Annotated in this window: 17 protein-coding genes; 8 read left to right on the forward strand and 9 right to left on the reverse strand. The window is 64.3% G+C overall.

Annotated elements, in window-relative coordinates:
* Entirely contained in the window at positions 1-681 is a 681-nt protein-coding gene (locus ACSQ9A_RS35480; RefSeq protein WP_436307422.1) for an autoinducer binding domain-containing protein, read from the reverse strand.
* A gap of 254 nt (positions 682-935) precedes the next feature.
* Between ACSQ9A_RS35480 and ACSQ9A_RS35485 the strand changes: the two genes are divergently transcribed.
* Together ACSQ9A_RS35485 and ACSQ9A_RS35490 are read left to right on the forward strand one after the other, a co-directional pair.
* Entirely contained in the window at positions 936-1598 is a 663-nt protein-coding gene (locus ACSQ9A_RS35485; protein ID WP_436307423.1) for a hypothetical protein, read from the forward strand.
* Positions 1576-1890, forward strand: a complete 315-nt coding sequence (locus ACSQ9A_RS35490; protein WP_436307424.1) for a helix-turn-helix domain-containing protein — start codon at positions 1576-1578, stop codon at positions 1888-1890. Before ACSQ9A_RS35485 ends, ACSQ9A_RS35490 begins: the two co-directional genes overlap by 23 nt.
* 132 nt (positions 1891-2022) lie before the next feature.
* Here the strand turns inward: ACSQ9A_RS35490 and ACSQ9A_RS35495 are convergent, their stop codons facing one another.
* The 4 genes from ACSQ9A_RS35495 to ACSQ9A_RS35510 form a co-directional block, all read right to left on the reverse strand.
* Positions 2023-2298 (reverse strand): type II toxin-antitoxin system RelE/ParE family toxin, encoded by a 276-nt coding sequence (locus tag ACSQ9A_RS35495; RefSeq protein WP_436293149.1) that lies wholly within the window; start codon positions 2296-2298, stop codon positions 2023-2025.
* Positions 2298-2585: a CopG family ribbon-helix-helix protein gene (locus tag ACSQ9A_RS35500; RefSeq protein WP_436307425.1), complete on the reverse strand. Its 288-nt coding sequence runs from the start codon at positions 2583-2585 to the stop codon at positions 2298-2300. Before ACSQ9A_RS35500 ends, ACSQ9A_RS35495 begins: the two co-directional genes overlap by 1 nt.
* 692 nt (positions 2586-3277) lie before the next feature.
* Positions 3278-3607, reverse strand: coding sequence for a CcdB family protein (locus ACSQ9A_RS35505; RefSeq protein ID WP_436307426.1), 330 nt, complete (start codon positions 3605-3607; stop codon positions 3278-3280).
* 7 nt (positions 3608-3614) lie between these two features.
* Complete coding sequence (locus ACSQ9A_RS35510; protein ID WP_093111842.1) at positions 3615-3881, reverse strand: type II toxin-antitoxin system Phd/YefM family antitoxin; 267 nt, start codon at positions 3879-3881, stop codon at positions 3615-3617.
* A 98-nt stretch (positions 3882-3979) separates the two neighbouring features.
* Here ACSQ9A_RS35510 and ACSQ9A_RS35515 point away from each other — a divergent pair, with 98 nt between their 5' ends.
* The 3 genes from ACSQ9A_RS35515 (at position 3980) to ACSQ9A_RS35525 (ending at position 6140) form a co-directional block, all read left to right on the forward strand.
* Positions 3980-4216, forward strand: coding sequence for a hypothetical protein (locus tag ACSQ9A_RS35515; protein ID WP_436307427.1), 237 nt, complete (start codon positions 3980-3982; stop codon positions 4214-4216).
* Between the two features lie 338 nt (positions 4217-4554).
* On the forward strand, positions 4555-4833 hold the full coding sequence (locus ACSQ9A_RS35520; RefSeq protein ID WP_436307428.1) for a hypothetical protein: 279 nt from the start codon (positions 4555-4557) through the stop codon (positions 4831-4833).
* Between the two features lie 506 nt (positions 4834-5339).
* Positions 5340-6140, forward strand: a complete 801-nt coding sequence (locus tag ACSQ9A_RS35525) for a hypothetical protein (RefSeq protein WP_436307429.1) — start codon at positions 5340-5342, stop codon at positions 6138-6140.
* A 209-nt stretch (positions 6141-6349) separates the two neighbouring features.
* Here the strand turns inward: ACSQ9A_RS35525 and ACSQ9A_RS35530 are convergent, their stop codons facing one another.
* Entirely contained in the window at positions 6350-7399 is a 1050-nt protein-coding gene (locus ACSQ9A_RS35530; RefSeq protein WP_436307430.1) for a ParB/RepB/Spo0J family partition protein, read from the reverse strand.
* Position 7400: 1 nt separating this feature from the next.
* Positions 7401-8597 carry a ParA family protein gene (locus ACSQ9A_RS35535; RefSeq protein ID WP_436293141.1) on the reverse strand — a complete coding sequence of 399 codons (1197 nt, stop codon included), beginning with the start codon at positions 8595-8597 and terminating at the stop codon, positions 7401-7403.
* A gap of 624 nt (positions 8598-9221) precedes the next feature.
* Here ACSQ9A_RS35535 and ACSQ9A_RS35540 point away from each other — a divergent pair.
* Positions 9222-10574: a hypothetical protein gene (locus tag ACSQ9A_RS35540; protein WP_436307431.1), complete on the forward strand. Its 1353-nt coding sequence runs from the start codon at positions 9222-9224 to the stop codon at positions 10572-10574.
* 283 nt (positions 10575-10857) lie between these two features.
* Positions 10858-11913 carry a DMT family transporter gene (locus ACSQ9A_RS35545; RefSeq protein ID WP_436307764.1) on the forward strand — a complete coding sequence of 352 codons (1056 nt, stop codon included), beginning with the start codon at positions 10858-10860 and terminating at the stop codon, positions 11911-11913.
* On the opposite strand, the gene ACSQ9A_RS35550 is transcribed toward ACSQ9A_RS35545, so the two are convergent.
* Both ACSQ9A_RS35550 and ACSQ9A_RS35555 read right to left on the reverse strand, forming a co-directional pair.
* A complete protein-coding gene (locus ACSQ9A_RS35550) occupies positions 11914-12081 on the reverse strand; it encodes a hypothetical protein (protein WP_436307432.1) in 168 nt (55 codons plus the stop codon).
* 97 nt (positions 12082-12178) lie between these two features.
* Positions 12179-13441 (reverse strand): MFS transporter, encoded by a 1263-nt coding sequence (locus tag ACSQ9A_RS35555; RefSeq protein WP_436307433.1) that lies wholly within the window; start codon positions 13439-13441, stop codon positions 12179-12181.
* A 65-nt stretch (positions 13442-13506) separates the two neighbouring features.
* Here ACSQ9A_RS35555 and ACSQ9A_RS35560 point away from each other — a divergent pair, with 65 nt between their 5' ends.
* A complete protein-coding gene (locus ACSQ9A_RS35560; protein WP_436307434.1) occupies positions 13507-14493 on the forward strand; it encodes a chromate resistance protein ChrB domain-containing protein in 987 nt (328 codons plus the stop codon).
* Positions 14494-14512: the final 19 nt, after the last annotated feature.

The raw sequence follows: 14512 nt of genomic DNA on the forward strand, positions 1-14512 counted from the left end.
CTACGTGACGGCCAGCGGCTGCGCCGCCGAGTCGGTGCGAGCGCTCGCTTCGCCGCGCCGGTGGACGGCAACACCGCTTCGTGTTCCAGCAATTGGTGCCGCGGCGCATGCAGACCGGCGAGATTGCCGTGACCGACGCGGCCGGCGAGACGCGCGTGTTCCGGCGCGATTCCGACTGCCAGCCAACGACTGGTTCCTGGTCGGCCAGGCCGACCTCACGGTCGGACGGGACCGCACCAGTCGCCCTGCCGCATTGCTGATCAACGGCAAGAACCGCTCGTTCGAACGCGCAAGCGTGAGCATGCCCATGCGGCCATCGGCATCGAAACAGGATTGGGCCCAGCCCACACGCAGGCCGAAGGAGCGCGCCTCCTCCCACATCTGCGGTGCACGCTCGAAAAGCTTGTTGCTCCACACCACCGGGTGCGCACTGCGCGTACCGTGCGCGACGGTGGGGTCTGTGCGCGGGTAACCCGCCTCGAGGTAGCGCTCGCGCCAGCCGCGCTCGTAACTCGAGAGGATCAGCGTCTTCGGATTGGTGAACGACAGCGGAAGGCGCAGGCCATAGGCACAGTACTCGAAGCCGAGCTCGCGTGCGCCGAGCGCGATCTGCGCGAACGCGTCCTCCAGGCTGCGTGCGCCCGTGAGCCGCCGCAATACGTCATGGGTCCACAGTGCCATCGAAGATGGCCTCTCTCGAAGTACGGGACGCGAGGCACTCGCATCCTGGTCGGGGGCAAGGCACCCCCCGCTGCCTGAAGGCTCGAGCACTTCCTCCAGCAGCCAGAAGGCAAGTCTAGAAGTGGCTGCCCCTCGCGGGGTGACAAACTGCCCCTAAATCCCGCCAACGCCCCCTCCGTTGGTCGAAGTCATGCGCGTGTCACAAGTCGCTAAAGTGCGCGCGGGTTCGCACATCGGAACAAGCGCTCTCGAGCATGCAACGTGTCTGGTTTCTGCTGCTGCCCGGCTTTCCCGTGGTCGACGTGACGGGTGCGATCTCGGTTCTGGAGATCGCCAATGCCGTGCTCGGCGAGCTCAGGAAGAAGCCGTTCTACCGCGTGCTCGTGATCGGCGCCGAGGCAGGTGCCGTGCTGGCCTCCAGCGGCGTCGCGCTCGCCGCGGAGCCGCTGCCGGCGCGCATCCAGGGCAGCATCGCCATGCTCATCGTGGCGGCGGGCCCGTGGCTGCGCACGACCGGACACTCCGATGCGGGCCGGGCGGTGGTCGAATCCTGGCTCGCCCGCATGGCCCCGCATATCGGCAGCGGCGCGACGATCGGGCAGGACGCCCGCACGCTCGTCCAGGAGGCATCCCGCGCTGCCCGCGCCATGGCATCGGCACGCACCGCAACTGCTCCCGTGCACTGGAGCGCGGTGAGCGTGACACGTGGCGTCGACCTCGCGATGAGCCTCGTGGCCGCCGACCTCGGAGGCGTGATCGCGACGGCGATCTCGAGCCGCATGGCCGCTCCCTTCCAACGCTCCTACGGCGTTGGCCTTTGGCAGCCGCAGGGGCGAGAGCGCCACCGAGGTGCAGCGCGATCCACGCATTGGCGAGCCGCATCTGTGGATCTCGATGAACCTGCGCAGGTCCTATAGCGTGACGCAGCTCGCCGAGCACCTCGCGATGTCCGAGCGCACCTTCGCGCGGTTCTACCGCGGCGCGACCGGCTCGACGCCTGCGGCAGTCGTGCAGCAAATCCGCGTGGACGCCGCGTGTCGGCTGCTTGGGGGCAGCCATCTCTCGGTCAAGGCGATCGCCTCCCGATGCGGCTTCGCCTCCTCGGAGGCCATGCGCCGCGCGTTCATACGCAGCCTGCAGCTCTCGCCACAGCAGTACCGGCAGATCCAGACCCACACCCGCAGGCACGTTGAAACGGCGCATGGGTAGCCGCATCAGGTCGATGGCGGATCGGCGAGGAGGTCCGGTAGGCCGCGGCGTCCTGGACCGACAAGACGGCAGCGCCCCTTGCGTTCAACCGGAGCAGGAGCCAGCCGCGCGTTGTGCTTATACGCCCCATGATCAGCGATCCTCGCGAGTGTGAAACATGCGCACGATGAAGATCGTGCTGCCGTCGATCTCGTAGCGCAGTTCGTAGGCACCCACGAGAAGTCGCCGAACCTCATGAGGCTCGGGGGCCTCCACTCGGCGTCCAATGCGGGGGTTGGCCTGCAGAGTCACCGGGGCGGCAGTCAACATCTGTACCGTCCGAGCTGCAGCTGTCGTATCGACTGGCTCGAGGAATTCGTAGAGGCGCGCGAGGTCAGACAGAGCCTTGGAGGTCCAACGGATCTCCATCAGCGCGGCACCGGCACCGGCAGCGGCTTGTCAGTACCGAGGCTCTGGGCCCATGCGTGGACGGAGGCATGGTCGACGGTGCGGCCGGCCTTCACATCTTCGAGCCCTTCCAGCGTGAGCCGCATTCGCTCGGCTTCCTGCTCAACCCATGCGGTGAGGGCCTGCTTGATGACCCACGCGCGCGAGCGATCGAGCTTCGCAGCGAAGTGGTCGACCTGGTCGGCGAGCTCGGTAGGTACATGAGCCGTCATCACCTTGGTAGACGGAGGAGTAGCGGTTTGAGTCATTAGTGAATCATAGCGATTCAATTTGATTTATCAACCTCTCCATACTTTGAAGCCGATGGATGCGCCGTAAAGCGGCATCCCTTGTGTTGGCGTGGAACCGCTTGGGCCTTCCAAAAAGCCGCATCGATGGTAGTAGCCCGAGCTTCCCGCTCAGCGAAGGTCAGTGCGCTCGCCTTCCGGACGCAAGCTACAACCCCATTGCGACACGATCGCTCAGACCCTGAGTTGACGCGCACAACGCAATGTCGGCTATGGCATCTCGCCGAGGCTTCTTCATGTCGGAGTCATCGGTCCATCGCTTGAGTCGGATTGCCAGAACTTCCACCAGGGTCGCCTGGGGGTCGGAACCAGCGGGGCACGCAGGGTGATCATCTGGCTCGCGCGAATGCGCCCTCGCCTTTCGACTTCGAGCACGTGGGCGACTCCGAACGCGCCAGACTCACCACGCGCAGCGCGAGCCCGCCAGGCGTGCGCCAACTCGTCAAGCTCGGCATCTTCGAGCTGGGCCAGTTGAGATGGCGTTGGAACGGCAGTCATGTCCTCTTGAAGTGAACCGAGTGAATCTTGGACGGGCGCAAGGCACCCCCGAACGCTGTGGCATCCGGCACGACCATTATCTACATAATTAGTAATTATGACGTGGCATCTGTCACGGCACTTTGAGTTGGGAAGCGCGGCAAGAATTTCTCCTTCTAGCCCCAGGCGCGGGTTATCAATTCGCCCATGGCATCGGTGATCTGTTGCCCGTGATCCGCGAGCGATTCGACGACAGCACCCAGCTGGTCAAGGGCCACAGAGACGGTTTGAAGTGGATTGAGTACCACCTCGACGCCACCGACACTGAAGATCGGGTTCATTCGAGACCCGGATATGGACGCGCCGCTCGGGGCGTTCTGGCGGAGAACCAGCGGGACTACAACGCGGCGACGATAGGCATCGAATCGCGCGGACTGGATGACCACGACGTAAGGAATGCTGTCCTTCTGGCTGCCCTTGTTGCGATGGACGTCGAATTGCGCCATGGGCGGGTTAGAGCGTCGAGTGTTCGTCAGCGAACGAACCGAACTTGTTGTCGAATTCGTTCCAGGCCTCCGCGCTGGCTGTTGCCCAGTCGCGTTGAGCCTTCTGTTGGGTGTCACCGCGCGCTCGCGCCTCCTGAAGCTCTTTCATGTCTTGAGGGGAGATCATGTATGCAGCTGGTCGCCCATGGCGCGTGATGATGATTGGCTCACGCTGTGCCTTGTCAAGAAGCTGTCCGAATCTGTTTTGCGCATCAACGGACGTGACAGTAATCATGGTTCAATCCCGATTAAAATAGCTAACCTGTACAGTTTAGCGCGGTCAGCTGCCCGACGTCCAGCTGTGCCACGGACCGGAGCCGCCAACTGGTAGCTATGCGCTCGATCTGGCGCTCAGGCGAACAGCGCCGTCACCTGTGCCCGAGCGCTCACAATTCCACCTGGCTGGCCCGCCGGCGCGCCGGCGCGCTCTACTTCCGGCGCTACGCCGCCTTCGACTCCTCACCACCGGCCATCATGGTTGTCGTTCGACCGGACAAGATGAGTGTCGCGCCCCACGGCATCGAGTGGGAGAGCTGCGGCAACCTCGGAGCGGGCGATCCATGGCGCTGAACTGAGCCGATTAAAAGCTGGACAGTTGGAGGTCAGGCGTGGGAGTGAAACTGAGCAGCCTCTGCCCCTGCTCCTTCTCCTATCTGCCCGGTGAGTCTGCGAAGGCGAACGCCCGTCAAATAGAACGAAGTCGGAATTGCGGACACAAGGCAAGCTTCCCACAAACAGACAGCAGGGCGTGCGACGCAGAGAGCGAATTGAGGCGGCGCCTCGAGCCCATGTCACACACGTGTGCCACGCGTCGGTAGGGTTGAACGTCCTCCCGCGCTCTCCCCTTCAACCCCACCGGGCGGGCGTCTTCACTGGCCTCGAACTGCTCGGCCTGCGGGAAATTCTCCATGCGCTGCGCTTACGCGATCGGCCAAGCCCTGCAGCGCCGGCGCCGCGGCGAATCGATCCGGGTCGAGCAGGATCAGCCGTGCGGTCTGAATTTCTATTCCCGCCGCGCGGCCGCGCCCTGCGAACTCGGCGTCATCGACATGGGCGAGCTGCGGCAACGTCGGAAAGGAGGTCATGGCTTGTTGAAGTTGCTCGATCAAAAGCTGGACACTTCCGCCTTGGCGGCAAGACGTGTGAAAGAACCGCACGGCCCCTGCTGCCCTTGGCCAATGGCATGACGCCGAGTGGGCCAAGGATGATGGCGGCCGCAGCAATGCTCAGCATTCTTGGTGACAGCATGCCCATGCTTTGGGCGTTTTGAACGGATTCCGCACCCTGAGCCGAACGGCCGGTCCGGTCCTGACCATTCCGGTTGCGGCGGTTGAGCCCAATGAGGTGTCCGTCGTCGAAGACATCACGAGTCTCTCCGTGCCGCCGGGCCGTCCGTTGGCCTATTTCAGGATGCGGGAACTGTCAAAGATTAGTGTCGCATCGGCTCAACTACTGTGTCGCATGACAGAAGTTGGGGCAAGAATCAGCGCATCTCGGATTCCGTGAAACATTGCGCCTCCCAATTGGAGCAAGAATCCGCAAGACTTTTTCTGAAGTGCGACAACAACTTAGCTTGCGCGCTGTGCCTTGGGCAAAAAATTGTTTCACGGAAATCGGGGCCGGAAAAGCTCTTTGGCAATAGCGGGCTGATAATTCGGTTATTCAGTAACCAAATCATTCAGGCGTGGTGCATTTGTCCTCCTTACCCACCGATCGTGCTTCAGAACAGGTTGTGGATCTCGGAGAATTCCGTGATGCCGCATGGCCGGAAATCAGCAGTGTCGCGGACCTCGGGCGCATCCTGGTCATCCTGCACGGCGCCAGCGCACCGTCAGAAGCAATGCTGAAAAAGTGGAGTGCAAGCGGCGAATTCAGGGAATGTCTCATCGCGTCGCGCGGGGAGGCCGACCCAGGCGGTCAGGATGGCGCGAACGCCAAGGGCACCGTGCTGCCTGGCAAACCGGGCCGGCCAGGACTGCGCCTGGCCACCGACAAGGCGATCGCACGGGTCTACGAGTTGTGGCCGCAGCTTGCGGACTCGAATCCGAAAGCCGTTTTCGAGGAAGCCGTGGCGCGCACGGCCCGCCAGCTGTCTGCGGTGCTGCGCCCGCTGATGCACGACCAGGTGGCACCTGCGGCGCCCGCTCACCGATTCCACGAAGCGACGCCCGCGGCCGCGCCGCCCTCGGAGGAACTTGCAGAGTGGCAGCAGCGCATTGAGCAGGTGCTCGTGACGCTGGGTGACGACGTGCGAGAAATGCGGCGCGAGATGGCGCAGTTCGCTGCGCTGCGAAACAACCTGATTACCAGGCTTGACGAGGTGGTGGCGCGTTCCAGAGAGACTTTGCTCGCCACCGCGCGTGCGGACGGAGGCGGCGGCAACCCCATCGTCGAGGCTCGGCGCGACAGGGACATGGGAGTTCTGAAGTCGACGATCGATCAGATCCTGTCGTCGCTCGAGCGTCTCGAGGCGTCTCGCGGCTCGCAGTCATGAGAGGCGTGAGGGTGGTTGCGGCCTAATCGCCGTCGCTGTTCGGAGGGGTGTAGTACGGTACTACACGCAGTTCGGTACCGACGACTTCCCCGCCCGGGTCGCTTCGATCGCGGGGTGTAGTACCGTACTACACCTCCCGATTCGGATATTCGAGGCCAACAAAAAAGGCGCCCAAGGCGCCTTTTTTGTTTGTCCCGCAGGGGTCTCTCTTATCCTTCGGCGACGAACTGCTTGAGCAAACGGGCGAGCTCCAACTGACGCGCCGCGGTCAATCCGACATGGATGCGGATGGAGGGTTTGGCTTGTCCGTCGACCTTCATCGTCGCGATGGTCGTACCCGCCTTCTCGAAAGTCTGAATCGACGGGTGCGACGGGGCCCGCATTGCCGCTGCCTGCGGGGACGTCAGCCGAGCGAAGATTTCCTTCGCACTCAGGGTGCCGCGGTCCGCCGCGATCTCGGCCGCCCGAGCTTCCAATCCCGCGGGGTCGCTCTCCACCGCGGCCTTGAACGCCGTCGACCAGCGAAACTGAAGATCCAGCGGTGACGCGAAGGCCTGCAGCACCGCCTGCGGCAGCCGCGCCAGCACCAGCGCCTTCGAGAGATTGGTCGGGTCCACGCCGATCGCGCTGGCCATCTGGCGCAAGGACGGATAGAGGCCGCGGTCCAGCGCACGCGCGTACATCACGCCCTGCTCCCAGGCCGACAGATCGGCACGCTCCCGATTCTCGCGCTCCATCTCCTCGAACAGCGCGCGATCGTCCAGGTTGTCCACGAACGCCAGAACCTGCAAGCCCAACTGCAGACACGCCTCGTGCCGGCGATGGCCGAACACGATCTCGTACTTGGGACCATCGCCCGGACTCGCGATCGGGCGCACCTTGATGGGCTGGATATTGCCCCCGGCCTCCTTGATCTCACGCTTGAGATCCTCGAAGTCCTCGAGTCGAAAACTCGACTCGTGGCGATTGGCATAGTCGCTGCGCTTGATCTCGCGCGGATCGAGCAAGCGCGTCGCCTTGGCGCCGTCCCAGGTGTGGAGCTCGGTCACGGCGTCGTTCAGGCGCCCCTCCAGTTCCGCCGCGCGCGCGGCTTGCCCGCGCAGCAGGTCATTCTCGCGCAGGAGTTCGGAACGCTGGTCGTTGGCCAGGGCCATCATGGCGCCCGGCGCCGTCTTCGGCTTGGTGACGTCGGGCGTGGGTGCCGCCACCGGCATCAACGATGCGAAGTCGATCTTGGAGGCCTTGTCTTTCAGTCCCATGTCAAACCACCGTTTCCAGAACCTGCCGCTCCGCCACCTGGTGCGCCCACACCGCTTCGATCTGCTGCTCGATCAGCTCGCACATCCGATCGTAGGCAACGCGCGCGCGGGAAAATGTCTTGGAGTTCACCGAGCCGCGTGGCAGGTCATAGACCGTTCCGAACTCCGCGCTGGCGGTCGCCGCCACCGCGGTCTTCGGGATCTCGATCGGCAGCACCTTGTCGCCGTAGCCCTCGAGCACCCACTGGCGCACCACCGAGCTGGCCGTGTCCGAGGCCTCGACCCGCGACAACAGCACATCGATGAACTCGAAGCTCTTGTCCTTGCCGCGGCTTCGGACCAGCTGGTTGCACAGGTCGGAGAACAGGTCCCAGAACTGGGCCGAGCTCGCGAAGTCGAGCGCGGAAGGGGGCAGGGGCATGATGACGCCGTCGGCCGCCATCAGCGCGTTGATCGTCACGTAGCTCAGGGACGGCGGGGTGTCGATCACGATCACGTCGTAGGCCTCGCGCGTCAGGTCCAGGCCGCGGTCCAGCACGCGCCAGAACTCGAAGCCCGCGTCCCTCGCCTGGCGCGCCGGCAGGTGGAATTCCGCGCCATAGAGAAGCGGCGCCGCGCAGACCAGGTCGATGTTCGGCCAGTAGGTCGGGCGGATCGCATACTGCAGGTTGTCCTGCTCCCCGGTGAACAGCGACATCGCCGTGTGCTCGGTCTCGACTTCGGCGTCCGGCAGCACCCCGAACAGGGTGGTGGCGGAGCCCTGCGGATCCAGGTCCAGCAACAGCACCTTGTGCCCGCGCATCGAGAGCCCCTGGGCCAGCGTGACCGCCGAGGTGGTCTTCGCCACGCCGCCCTTGAAGTTGGCGACGGTGATCGTGATGCCGGCGGCGCCGTCCGGGCGCAGGTGGTCGGCACGCAACTCGCGGGCCCAGGCCTGGGCCTCCGCCATCGTCCATTCACGACTGTTGCCATGGATCTCGCCACTGGGCAGGTCGCCGCGCGTAAGCCGGTAAGCTATCTTGGACTTGTCGACCCCGCACAGCTCGGCCAGTTGCACCGCCTTGAGGGTCGGCGCGGTCTTGGTGGCGGTCGGTGCCAGCATCGCAACCCGGATGCGCTCCATCATGCCCGCGACCTTGTGCGCCTGGTGCTCGATGTCCTCGAGATTCTGGCGCCGGATGGTTTGCTTGATGTCCACGAAGTCTGCCCCGGAAGTTGAAGAGTGCTGCGATTATGCCCATCACCTTCGCAAAAACGAAGAATCTTCAACAATCATCCTGCGCGGACGCTGCCCTGTGGCGGCCTTTGTATTCTGTTCTCCATCCACCTCTCCCGAGATTAAAAGATATTGAATACCTTAAAGAGATTAAGCCCCTGGAAAATTCAATTTTCTCTTTATAAATCAATAACTTACGAGACAATATTCGCGTACGCCGTCCGGGTTTTGATCGCTTGCGTCCAGCTTCTAATCGCGTCTGTCCAGACTCTGATCGGCAACCGTCCAGCCGGTGACGCGATGCCTCGCAGCTTATCCACAGCGGTGCTGAGGCCCCAAAATCTGCCCGTTTGCCTTCGCAAGAGGGCAATGTCCAGGTTCTAACCGCCTCAATGAAGACCGTCAGAACAGGCTGCGAGGCGAACTGTCCGGGTTTTAATCGGGCCGGCTGAAGCTCCCGAGGCAGGGGAGATCACCAAGTGTCCAGCTTTTAATCGGGCCCCGTTCTGATTGTCGACCCCTCGCGCCCAGCGCGTGAGAGAGGGTGCCAACTGGACAGTGATTCCGCTTGTGTCCAATCGGAGTTGGACATACGATCAGGTCCTCATGAACAGTCAGAAGAACGTCGCGGCGCCTGATGCCGACGAAGCGCTCGAGTTGCGCAAGCCGCACGAGATGATCGTGATGATGCCGCGCTCGGCGCGGGTGACGCTGACCGGCCGTCGCATCTACACGGCGCTGCTGCAGATCTCCCAGACGCGGCTGGTGGCCATGCCGGCCATGCCCTCGGCCGACTTCATGTTCGAGGCACCCCTGGCGGCTGTGCTGCGCACCACCGGCTCCAGCGGCAGCGAGCGCACCGCGGCGAAGCGCTATCTGCTGGAAATGCGCAGCCTGGAAGTCGACTGGGAGTCGACCGCGCCCGGGGACGGCGTGAAGTGGCGGGGCTTCTCCATGCTCTCGGAAGTCGCGCTGGAAGTGCGCCGCGGCGAGAACTGGGTCAGCTGGTCGTATCCGCCCACGATCATGTCGGCCCTGCGCGAGCCGCAGCGCTGGGCCACCATCGATCTGGAGGTTCTCGGCAAGCTCGGCTCCTACACGGCCGTGGCGCTCTACGAGATCTGCATTCGCTACCGGGACAATCCGAGCGGGGTCACCAGTCGCAAGCCCGTGGCGTGGTGGGTCGACGCCTTGAGCAACGGCCCGGGCCCCGAGCGGCGCGAGTGGCGCAAGTTCAAGAACGAGCGCGTGAAGGATGCGGTGGCCGAGATCAACAGCGACACGGACCTCGAGATCGAGCTCATCGAACACAAGCAGGGCAGGCTGATCCACGAGGTCCAATTCGCCGTCAGGAAGAAGCGCCAGGCGTCGCTGCCACGGGCGGCCTCGAATCAACCCGTGGATGCCAACCTGATCCTGCGGGCCGAAACACTCGGCATCCGGGAGATCAAGCTCGAAGGCCTGATCAAGGAGTTCGGTGACGACCGTGTCCGCGATCAGATCGCTGTGCTGGAACGACGCGCCGGCAACAAGAGCCTGCGCGCCGTCGACAACGCTTTCTCCTATCTGCGCTCGCTGCTGCGCAACGAGACGGAGCCCGATGCGCCAACGGGGCCGGCGCCCGCCACCCCTTCGCTGCCCGTGGCTGCGCCCGCACAGGCCGTGCCCGCGCAGCCCGCAGCCTCCGACGGGTCGACCTGGTTGCGCGAGCAGATCGAAGCCATGAAGAAAGAGGTCGCCGCCCTGGAGCCGGCCAAGCTCAACGGCTGGGTCAATCGGGCCCTTCAGGATCTGGCGCGCAAAGGCGCGCTGAACGCGGTCATCAGTCGCAGAGCTGCGCAGGGAGACGTTCTTCACGGGCTCCTCGGATCAGCAGTGGTCTACGCCTATGCGGATGCGACCTACGGCCCGGACTGGAAGGTCGATCGGCAGCTGTTCGATGCGCCGGCCGGCAAATAGGCCCATTCCCACTGACCTCAGGATCCGGCGCCATGGTCCCGGCTTGACCAACGATTCAGCTACTGCAATCGCATCCAAATGATGTGAGTGTTCACATCATTGGAAGGGCGCTTAAAGGGGTGAACAGCCACCCCCGGCAATCCGTCCAGTGCTCTTGGGAGATTTTAATTCCGTGATCACCAAAAGCGAGTTCTTCACAGAATTCAGTTCAAGTGGTCATCGCCAGCAATATGATGAATTGAAGGCATTGCCTGCTGAGGACCGCTTGCATGATGATCAGCACATGCCAAGCCGCCTGACGTATCTTCCGGCGCTGCGCGGTGGTCTTTTGGCGCTGCTGGCGGCCGTCCTTTTCGGGATCAGCACGCCCCTCGTACAGCGCTTCGGCTCAGGCCTCGGAGCGTTCACGACCGCGGCGCTTCTGTATGCGGGTGCGGCGGCGGTCGGAGCGCTGTCACGCCAGCGGGTGGAGCGCGAGGCACGGATGGTTCGAGGCGATCTGCCTCGCCTCATGGCCATGGCCGCATTCGGTGCCGTGCTCGGCCCCGTGGCGATGGCCTGGGGCCTTCAGCACACCAGCGGCACCAGCGCATCGCTCATGCTGACGCTGGAGGCGCTGTTCACGGCGGTGCTGGCGCGATACCTCTATCAGGAGACGATGGATCGCCGCGTCTGGGCCGCGATGCTGCTGCTTCTCGCGGGCGGCGTGGCGCTGGTACTCGACCAGGGGCGCAGCGGAGGCACGCAGCTCTGGGGCCTGCTGGCGGTTCTGCTGGCCACCGCGGCATGGGGCGCGGACAACACGCTTTCCCGCGGACTCGCTGAGCGTGATCCGGGCCAGGTCGTCCTCGGCAAGGCCGTGATGGGTGCGTTGGCAACGACTGTGCTGGCGCTGCTCTTCGGCGACCCGCTACCCACGCCGGGCGCGACTGTCGCGCTCTTTCTCGTCGGCGCGACCGGCTACGGGTTGAGCTTGCGCTTCTACTTACTCGCGCAGCGCGCATTCGGCGCGGCACGCACCGGATCCGTTTTTGCGTTCGCGCCGTTCATCGGCGCAGCGCTTGCGATCGCGCTTGGCGACCGAAGCGGAACATGGGTGATGGCCGTGGGCGGCGTACTCATGATGCTGGGCGTGACCCTTCACCTTGCGGAGTCGCACGGGCACGAGCATGAACACGATCCGCTGGACCATGAGCACGCTCACTCGCATGACGACGGACATCACACGCATACCCATGATGTGATGCCCGGTGGACCACACAGCCATCGGCACACACACGAGCCCTTGCGGCACAACCACGCCCATGTCCCTGACGCGCACCACCGGCACGAACATTGATCAGTCGATCGTCACCATTGCGACGTAGAGCTCGACGGCGAGCCAGCCGATCAACGCGGCAGCACCAATCAGCAGGATGACCGACGAAACGGCTTTGCCTGCCAAGTACCGACGCGCTGAGGCCATCGACGTATTGCCAGGTGGTCGATCACGGGAGGAAAGGTCCATACGGATATTTTTGACCTCGCGACAGCCGGTGTTAATGGAATGTTCCCTTGGTGGGCTTTTCGTGCAAGCCCGACTTTTGGCATCAGACGACCGCGCCTCACTCTCTATCAAGCCGGCTCCGCCGCATCGCGCGCCACAGCGTCAAGTCATAGGCGATCTTGAGCATGCCGCAGGCGATGAGCGGCATCGAGATCCACCCCGCCGCGAACAGGGCGCCGCTCAGTGTCGGACTGATCGCCGCCGCCAGACTGCGCGGCACGGCCGTGAAACTTGCCGCGGCGCTGCGCTCCGCGGGGGTGACCACCGCCATCACGTAGGCCGTGCGCGTGGGAACATCCATCGACGACAAGGCGCTGCGGACAAACAACAAAGCCAGCGCAATCGGCAGGCTCGGCGCCAGCGCGGCCAGCACGAGACACACGTTGGCGGGCAGGTGCGTGAAGACCATGGTGTTGAGCAGACCGATGCGCCGGGCAACCACCGGCGCTGCCAACTGGGAGGCGGCGCTCAGCAGGCCGGTCCAGAAGAAGAACACGCCGGCCTGGGTCAGCGAGAGGCCGAAGCGCTCCAGCAGCCACAGGGACATCAGCGCGTTGACCGTCAGCCCGCCGGCGAACGCGTCGACGCTGAAGAGCGCCGCCAATCGCACCACGACCCCGCGCGAGGGGCCCAGCGGTGCCGGCGCAACAGGCTCACTCTCTGCACCGTTGGGGCCGCCGCGTGACGGCAGCTCCCGATACAGCCAGAGAACCGCCAGTCCGATCGCCGCGTACACGACGAACATGCCGCGCAGCGCGTCGAGGCGCCCCAGCTCGCTGTGTCGAACCAACCACTCCGGCACCGCGGCGGCCAGCGCGCCCAGCGCCGCGCACAACGCGCCCAGCAGGCTGTAGCGCGCGAACAGCGCAGTCCGGGCATGGCCCTGCGCAGCCGCGGCCAGGCGGGCGTGCTCGAGCGGCAGAAAAACGCTCACATCGCCCGAGCTGGGATTGAGCGTGCCGACGAGTGCCACGATCAGCAAAGGCCAAAACGACGACAAGCCCGCGAAGCCGAGGCCTGTGGCGGCCATCAGCAAGGCGGCTGCGCGCAGCAGTCGCCCGCTGGCGAAGCGATATCCCCACGCCCCTACCGCAAGAGTAGCCAACGCCGACCCCAGCATCGTCGCCGTGCTGACGATGCCGACCTCCAGCGTGCCCAGCCCAATCGACAACAGGTAGGCCGGCAACAGCACCGCCATGTAGCCGTCACCGAAAGCGCGCAGCGCCCTGGCGGCCAGCAGGGGCAAGGCGCCGGGGTCGACGCCGGCCGGCAACAGGCGCGCGAACCCGAACCGCGGGCGAGGCAAGAGATTTGTGTTCACCGCAACTCCGAAACAAGGAGCATTGTGCTTTGTAGCGATCGCGACATCAATGTATTATTCGCTACATGATCTCTCAGGATGTCTCCGCCGAAGCGCACGAATGGTTGTTGCTGGTGGTCTCTTTGCCCACGCAGGGCGCGACCGCCCGCATGCGCATCTGGCGCGCGCTCAAGGCGCTGGGGTGTGCCGCACTGCGTGACGGCGCGTATCTCCTGCCCGGCAATGCGATGCATCAAGAGGCCCTGCAAGAACTGGCGGACGAATGCGTACGCGAAGGAGGCAGCGCCTGGCTCATGATGATCTCGCCGACGAACACCGCAGATGCCGACACATATCCCCAGCTCTTCGACCGCAGCGCGGACTATGCAGCGCTCGTCAAGACGTGGAAGGAAGCCGCGGCGACCCTTTCCTCGCTCGGTGTTACTGAACTGACGCGCCTGCAAAAAAAGTTGCGCCGCGACTACGAAGCGGTCCTCGCCGTGGACTTCTTCCCTGGCGAAGCAAGTCTTGAGGCCGAAGCCGCATGGACAGACTTCAGCCAGCGAATCGACGGCGTCCTGTCACCGGATGAGCCGCACGAAACCGATGGCCAGATTCCGCGCCTGAACGTAGCCGACTATCAGGGGCGCCTCTGGGCCACGCGCCGTCGCCCATGGGTCGACCGCGTCGCGAGCGCCTGGTTGATCCGTCGCTTCATCGATCCCACCGCGCGCTTTCAGTGGCTGGCCAAGCCGGCCGACTGCCCGCGCAAGGCACTCGGCTTCGACTTCGATGGCGCCGCCTTCACCCATGTCGGAGAACGGGTCACCTTCGAAACTTTGATGGCGAGCTTCGGGCTTGAGGATGACCCGGCACTGACGCGCATGGGCGCGATGGTGCGCTCGCTGGATATGGGCACCGGCTCGGTCGCCGAGGGCGCCGGCTTCGAAGCAATGCTGGCCGGTGCGCGCGAGCGCTTACCCGACGACGACGCCCTGCTGGCAGAGATCGGCAGCGTGCTGGATTCGTTGTACGCGCATTTCGAACGCGAAGCTGCGCGCAACAAGGCTTGACCTGGATGCTCCACCTTTG

Origin of the sequence: Variovorax sp. LjRoot290 (assembly GCF_964253985.1) — a bacterium.
Classification (GTDB): Bacteria; Pseudomonadota; Gammaproteobacteria; order Burkholderiales; family Burkholderiaceae_C; genus Variovorax.

What these genes read in the sequence shown, in the direction of transcription:
- ACSQ9A_RS35545 (WP_436307764.1), top strand. Translation starts at nt 10,858, where the DNA reads ATGCCAAGCCGCCTGACGTATCTTCCGGCGCTGCGCGGTGGTCTTTTG.
- ACSQ9A_RS35520 (WP_436307428.1), top strand. Translation starts at nt 4,555, where the DNA reads ATGCGCTGCGCTTACGCGATCGGCCAAGCCCTGCAGCGCCGGCGCCGC.
- ACSQ9A_RS35515 (WP_436307427.1), top strand. Translation starts at nt 3,980, where the DNA reads ATGCGCTCGATCTGGCGCTCAGGCGAACAGCGCCGTCACCTGTGCCCG.
- ACSQ9A_RS35480 (WP_436307422.1), bottom strand. Translation starts at nt 681, where the DNA reads ATGGCACTGTGGACCCATGACGTATTGCGGCGGCTCACGGGCGCACGC.
- ACSQ9A_RS35560 (WP_436307434.1), top strand. Translation starts at nt 13,507, where the DNA reads ATGATCTCTCAGGATGTCTCCGCCGAAGCGCACGAATGGTTGTTGCTG.
- ACSQ9A_RS35550 (WP_436307432.1), bottom strand. Translation starts at nt 12,081, where the DNA reads ATGGACCTTTCCTCCCGTGATCGACCACCTGGCAATACGTCGATGGCC.
- ACSQ9A_RS35485 (WP_436307423.1), top strand. Translation starts at nt 936, where the DNA reads ATGCAACGTGTCTGGTTTCTGCTGCTGCCCGGCTTTCCCGTGGTCGAC.
- ACSQ9A_RS35490 (WP_436307424.1), top strand. Translation starts at nt 1,576, where the DNA reads ATGAACCTGCGCAGGTCCTATAGCGTGACGCAGCTCGCCGAGCACCTC.
- ACSQ9A_RS35530 (WP_436307430.1), bottom strand. Translation starts at nt 7,399, where the DNA reads ATGGGACTGAAAGACAAGGCCTCCAAGATCGACTTCGCATCGTTGATG.
- ACSQ9A_RS35510 (WP_093111842.1), bottom strand. Translation starts at nt 3,881, where the DNA reads ATGATTACTGTCACGTCCGTTGATGCGCAAAACAGATTCGGACAGCTT.
- ACSQ9A_RS35500 (WP_436307425.1), bottom strand. Translation starts at nt 2,585, where the DNA reads ATGACTCAAACCGCTACTCCTCCGTCTACCAAGGTGATGACGGCTCAT.
- ACSQ9A_RS35540 (WP_436307431.1), top strand. Translation starts at nt 9,222, where the DNA reads ATGAACAGTCAGAAGAACGTCGCGGCGCCTGATGCCGACGAAGCGCTC.
- ACSQ9A_RS35495 (WP_436293149.1), bottom strand. Translation starts at nt 2,298, where the DNA reads ATGGAGATCCGTTGGACCTCCAAGGCTCTGTCTGACCTCGCGCGCCTC.
- ACSQ9A_RS35505 (WP_436307426.1), bottom strand. Translation starts at nt 3,607, where the DNA reads ATGGCGCAATTCGACGTCCATCGCAACAAGGGCAGCCAGAAGGACAGC.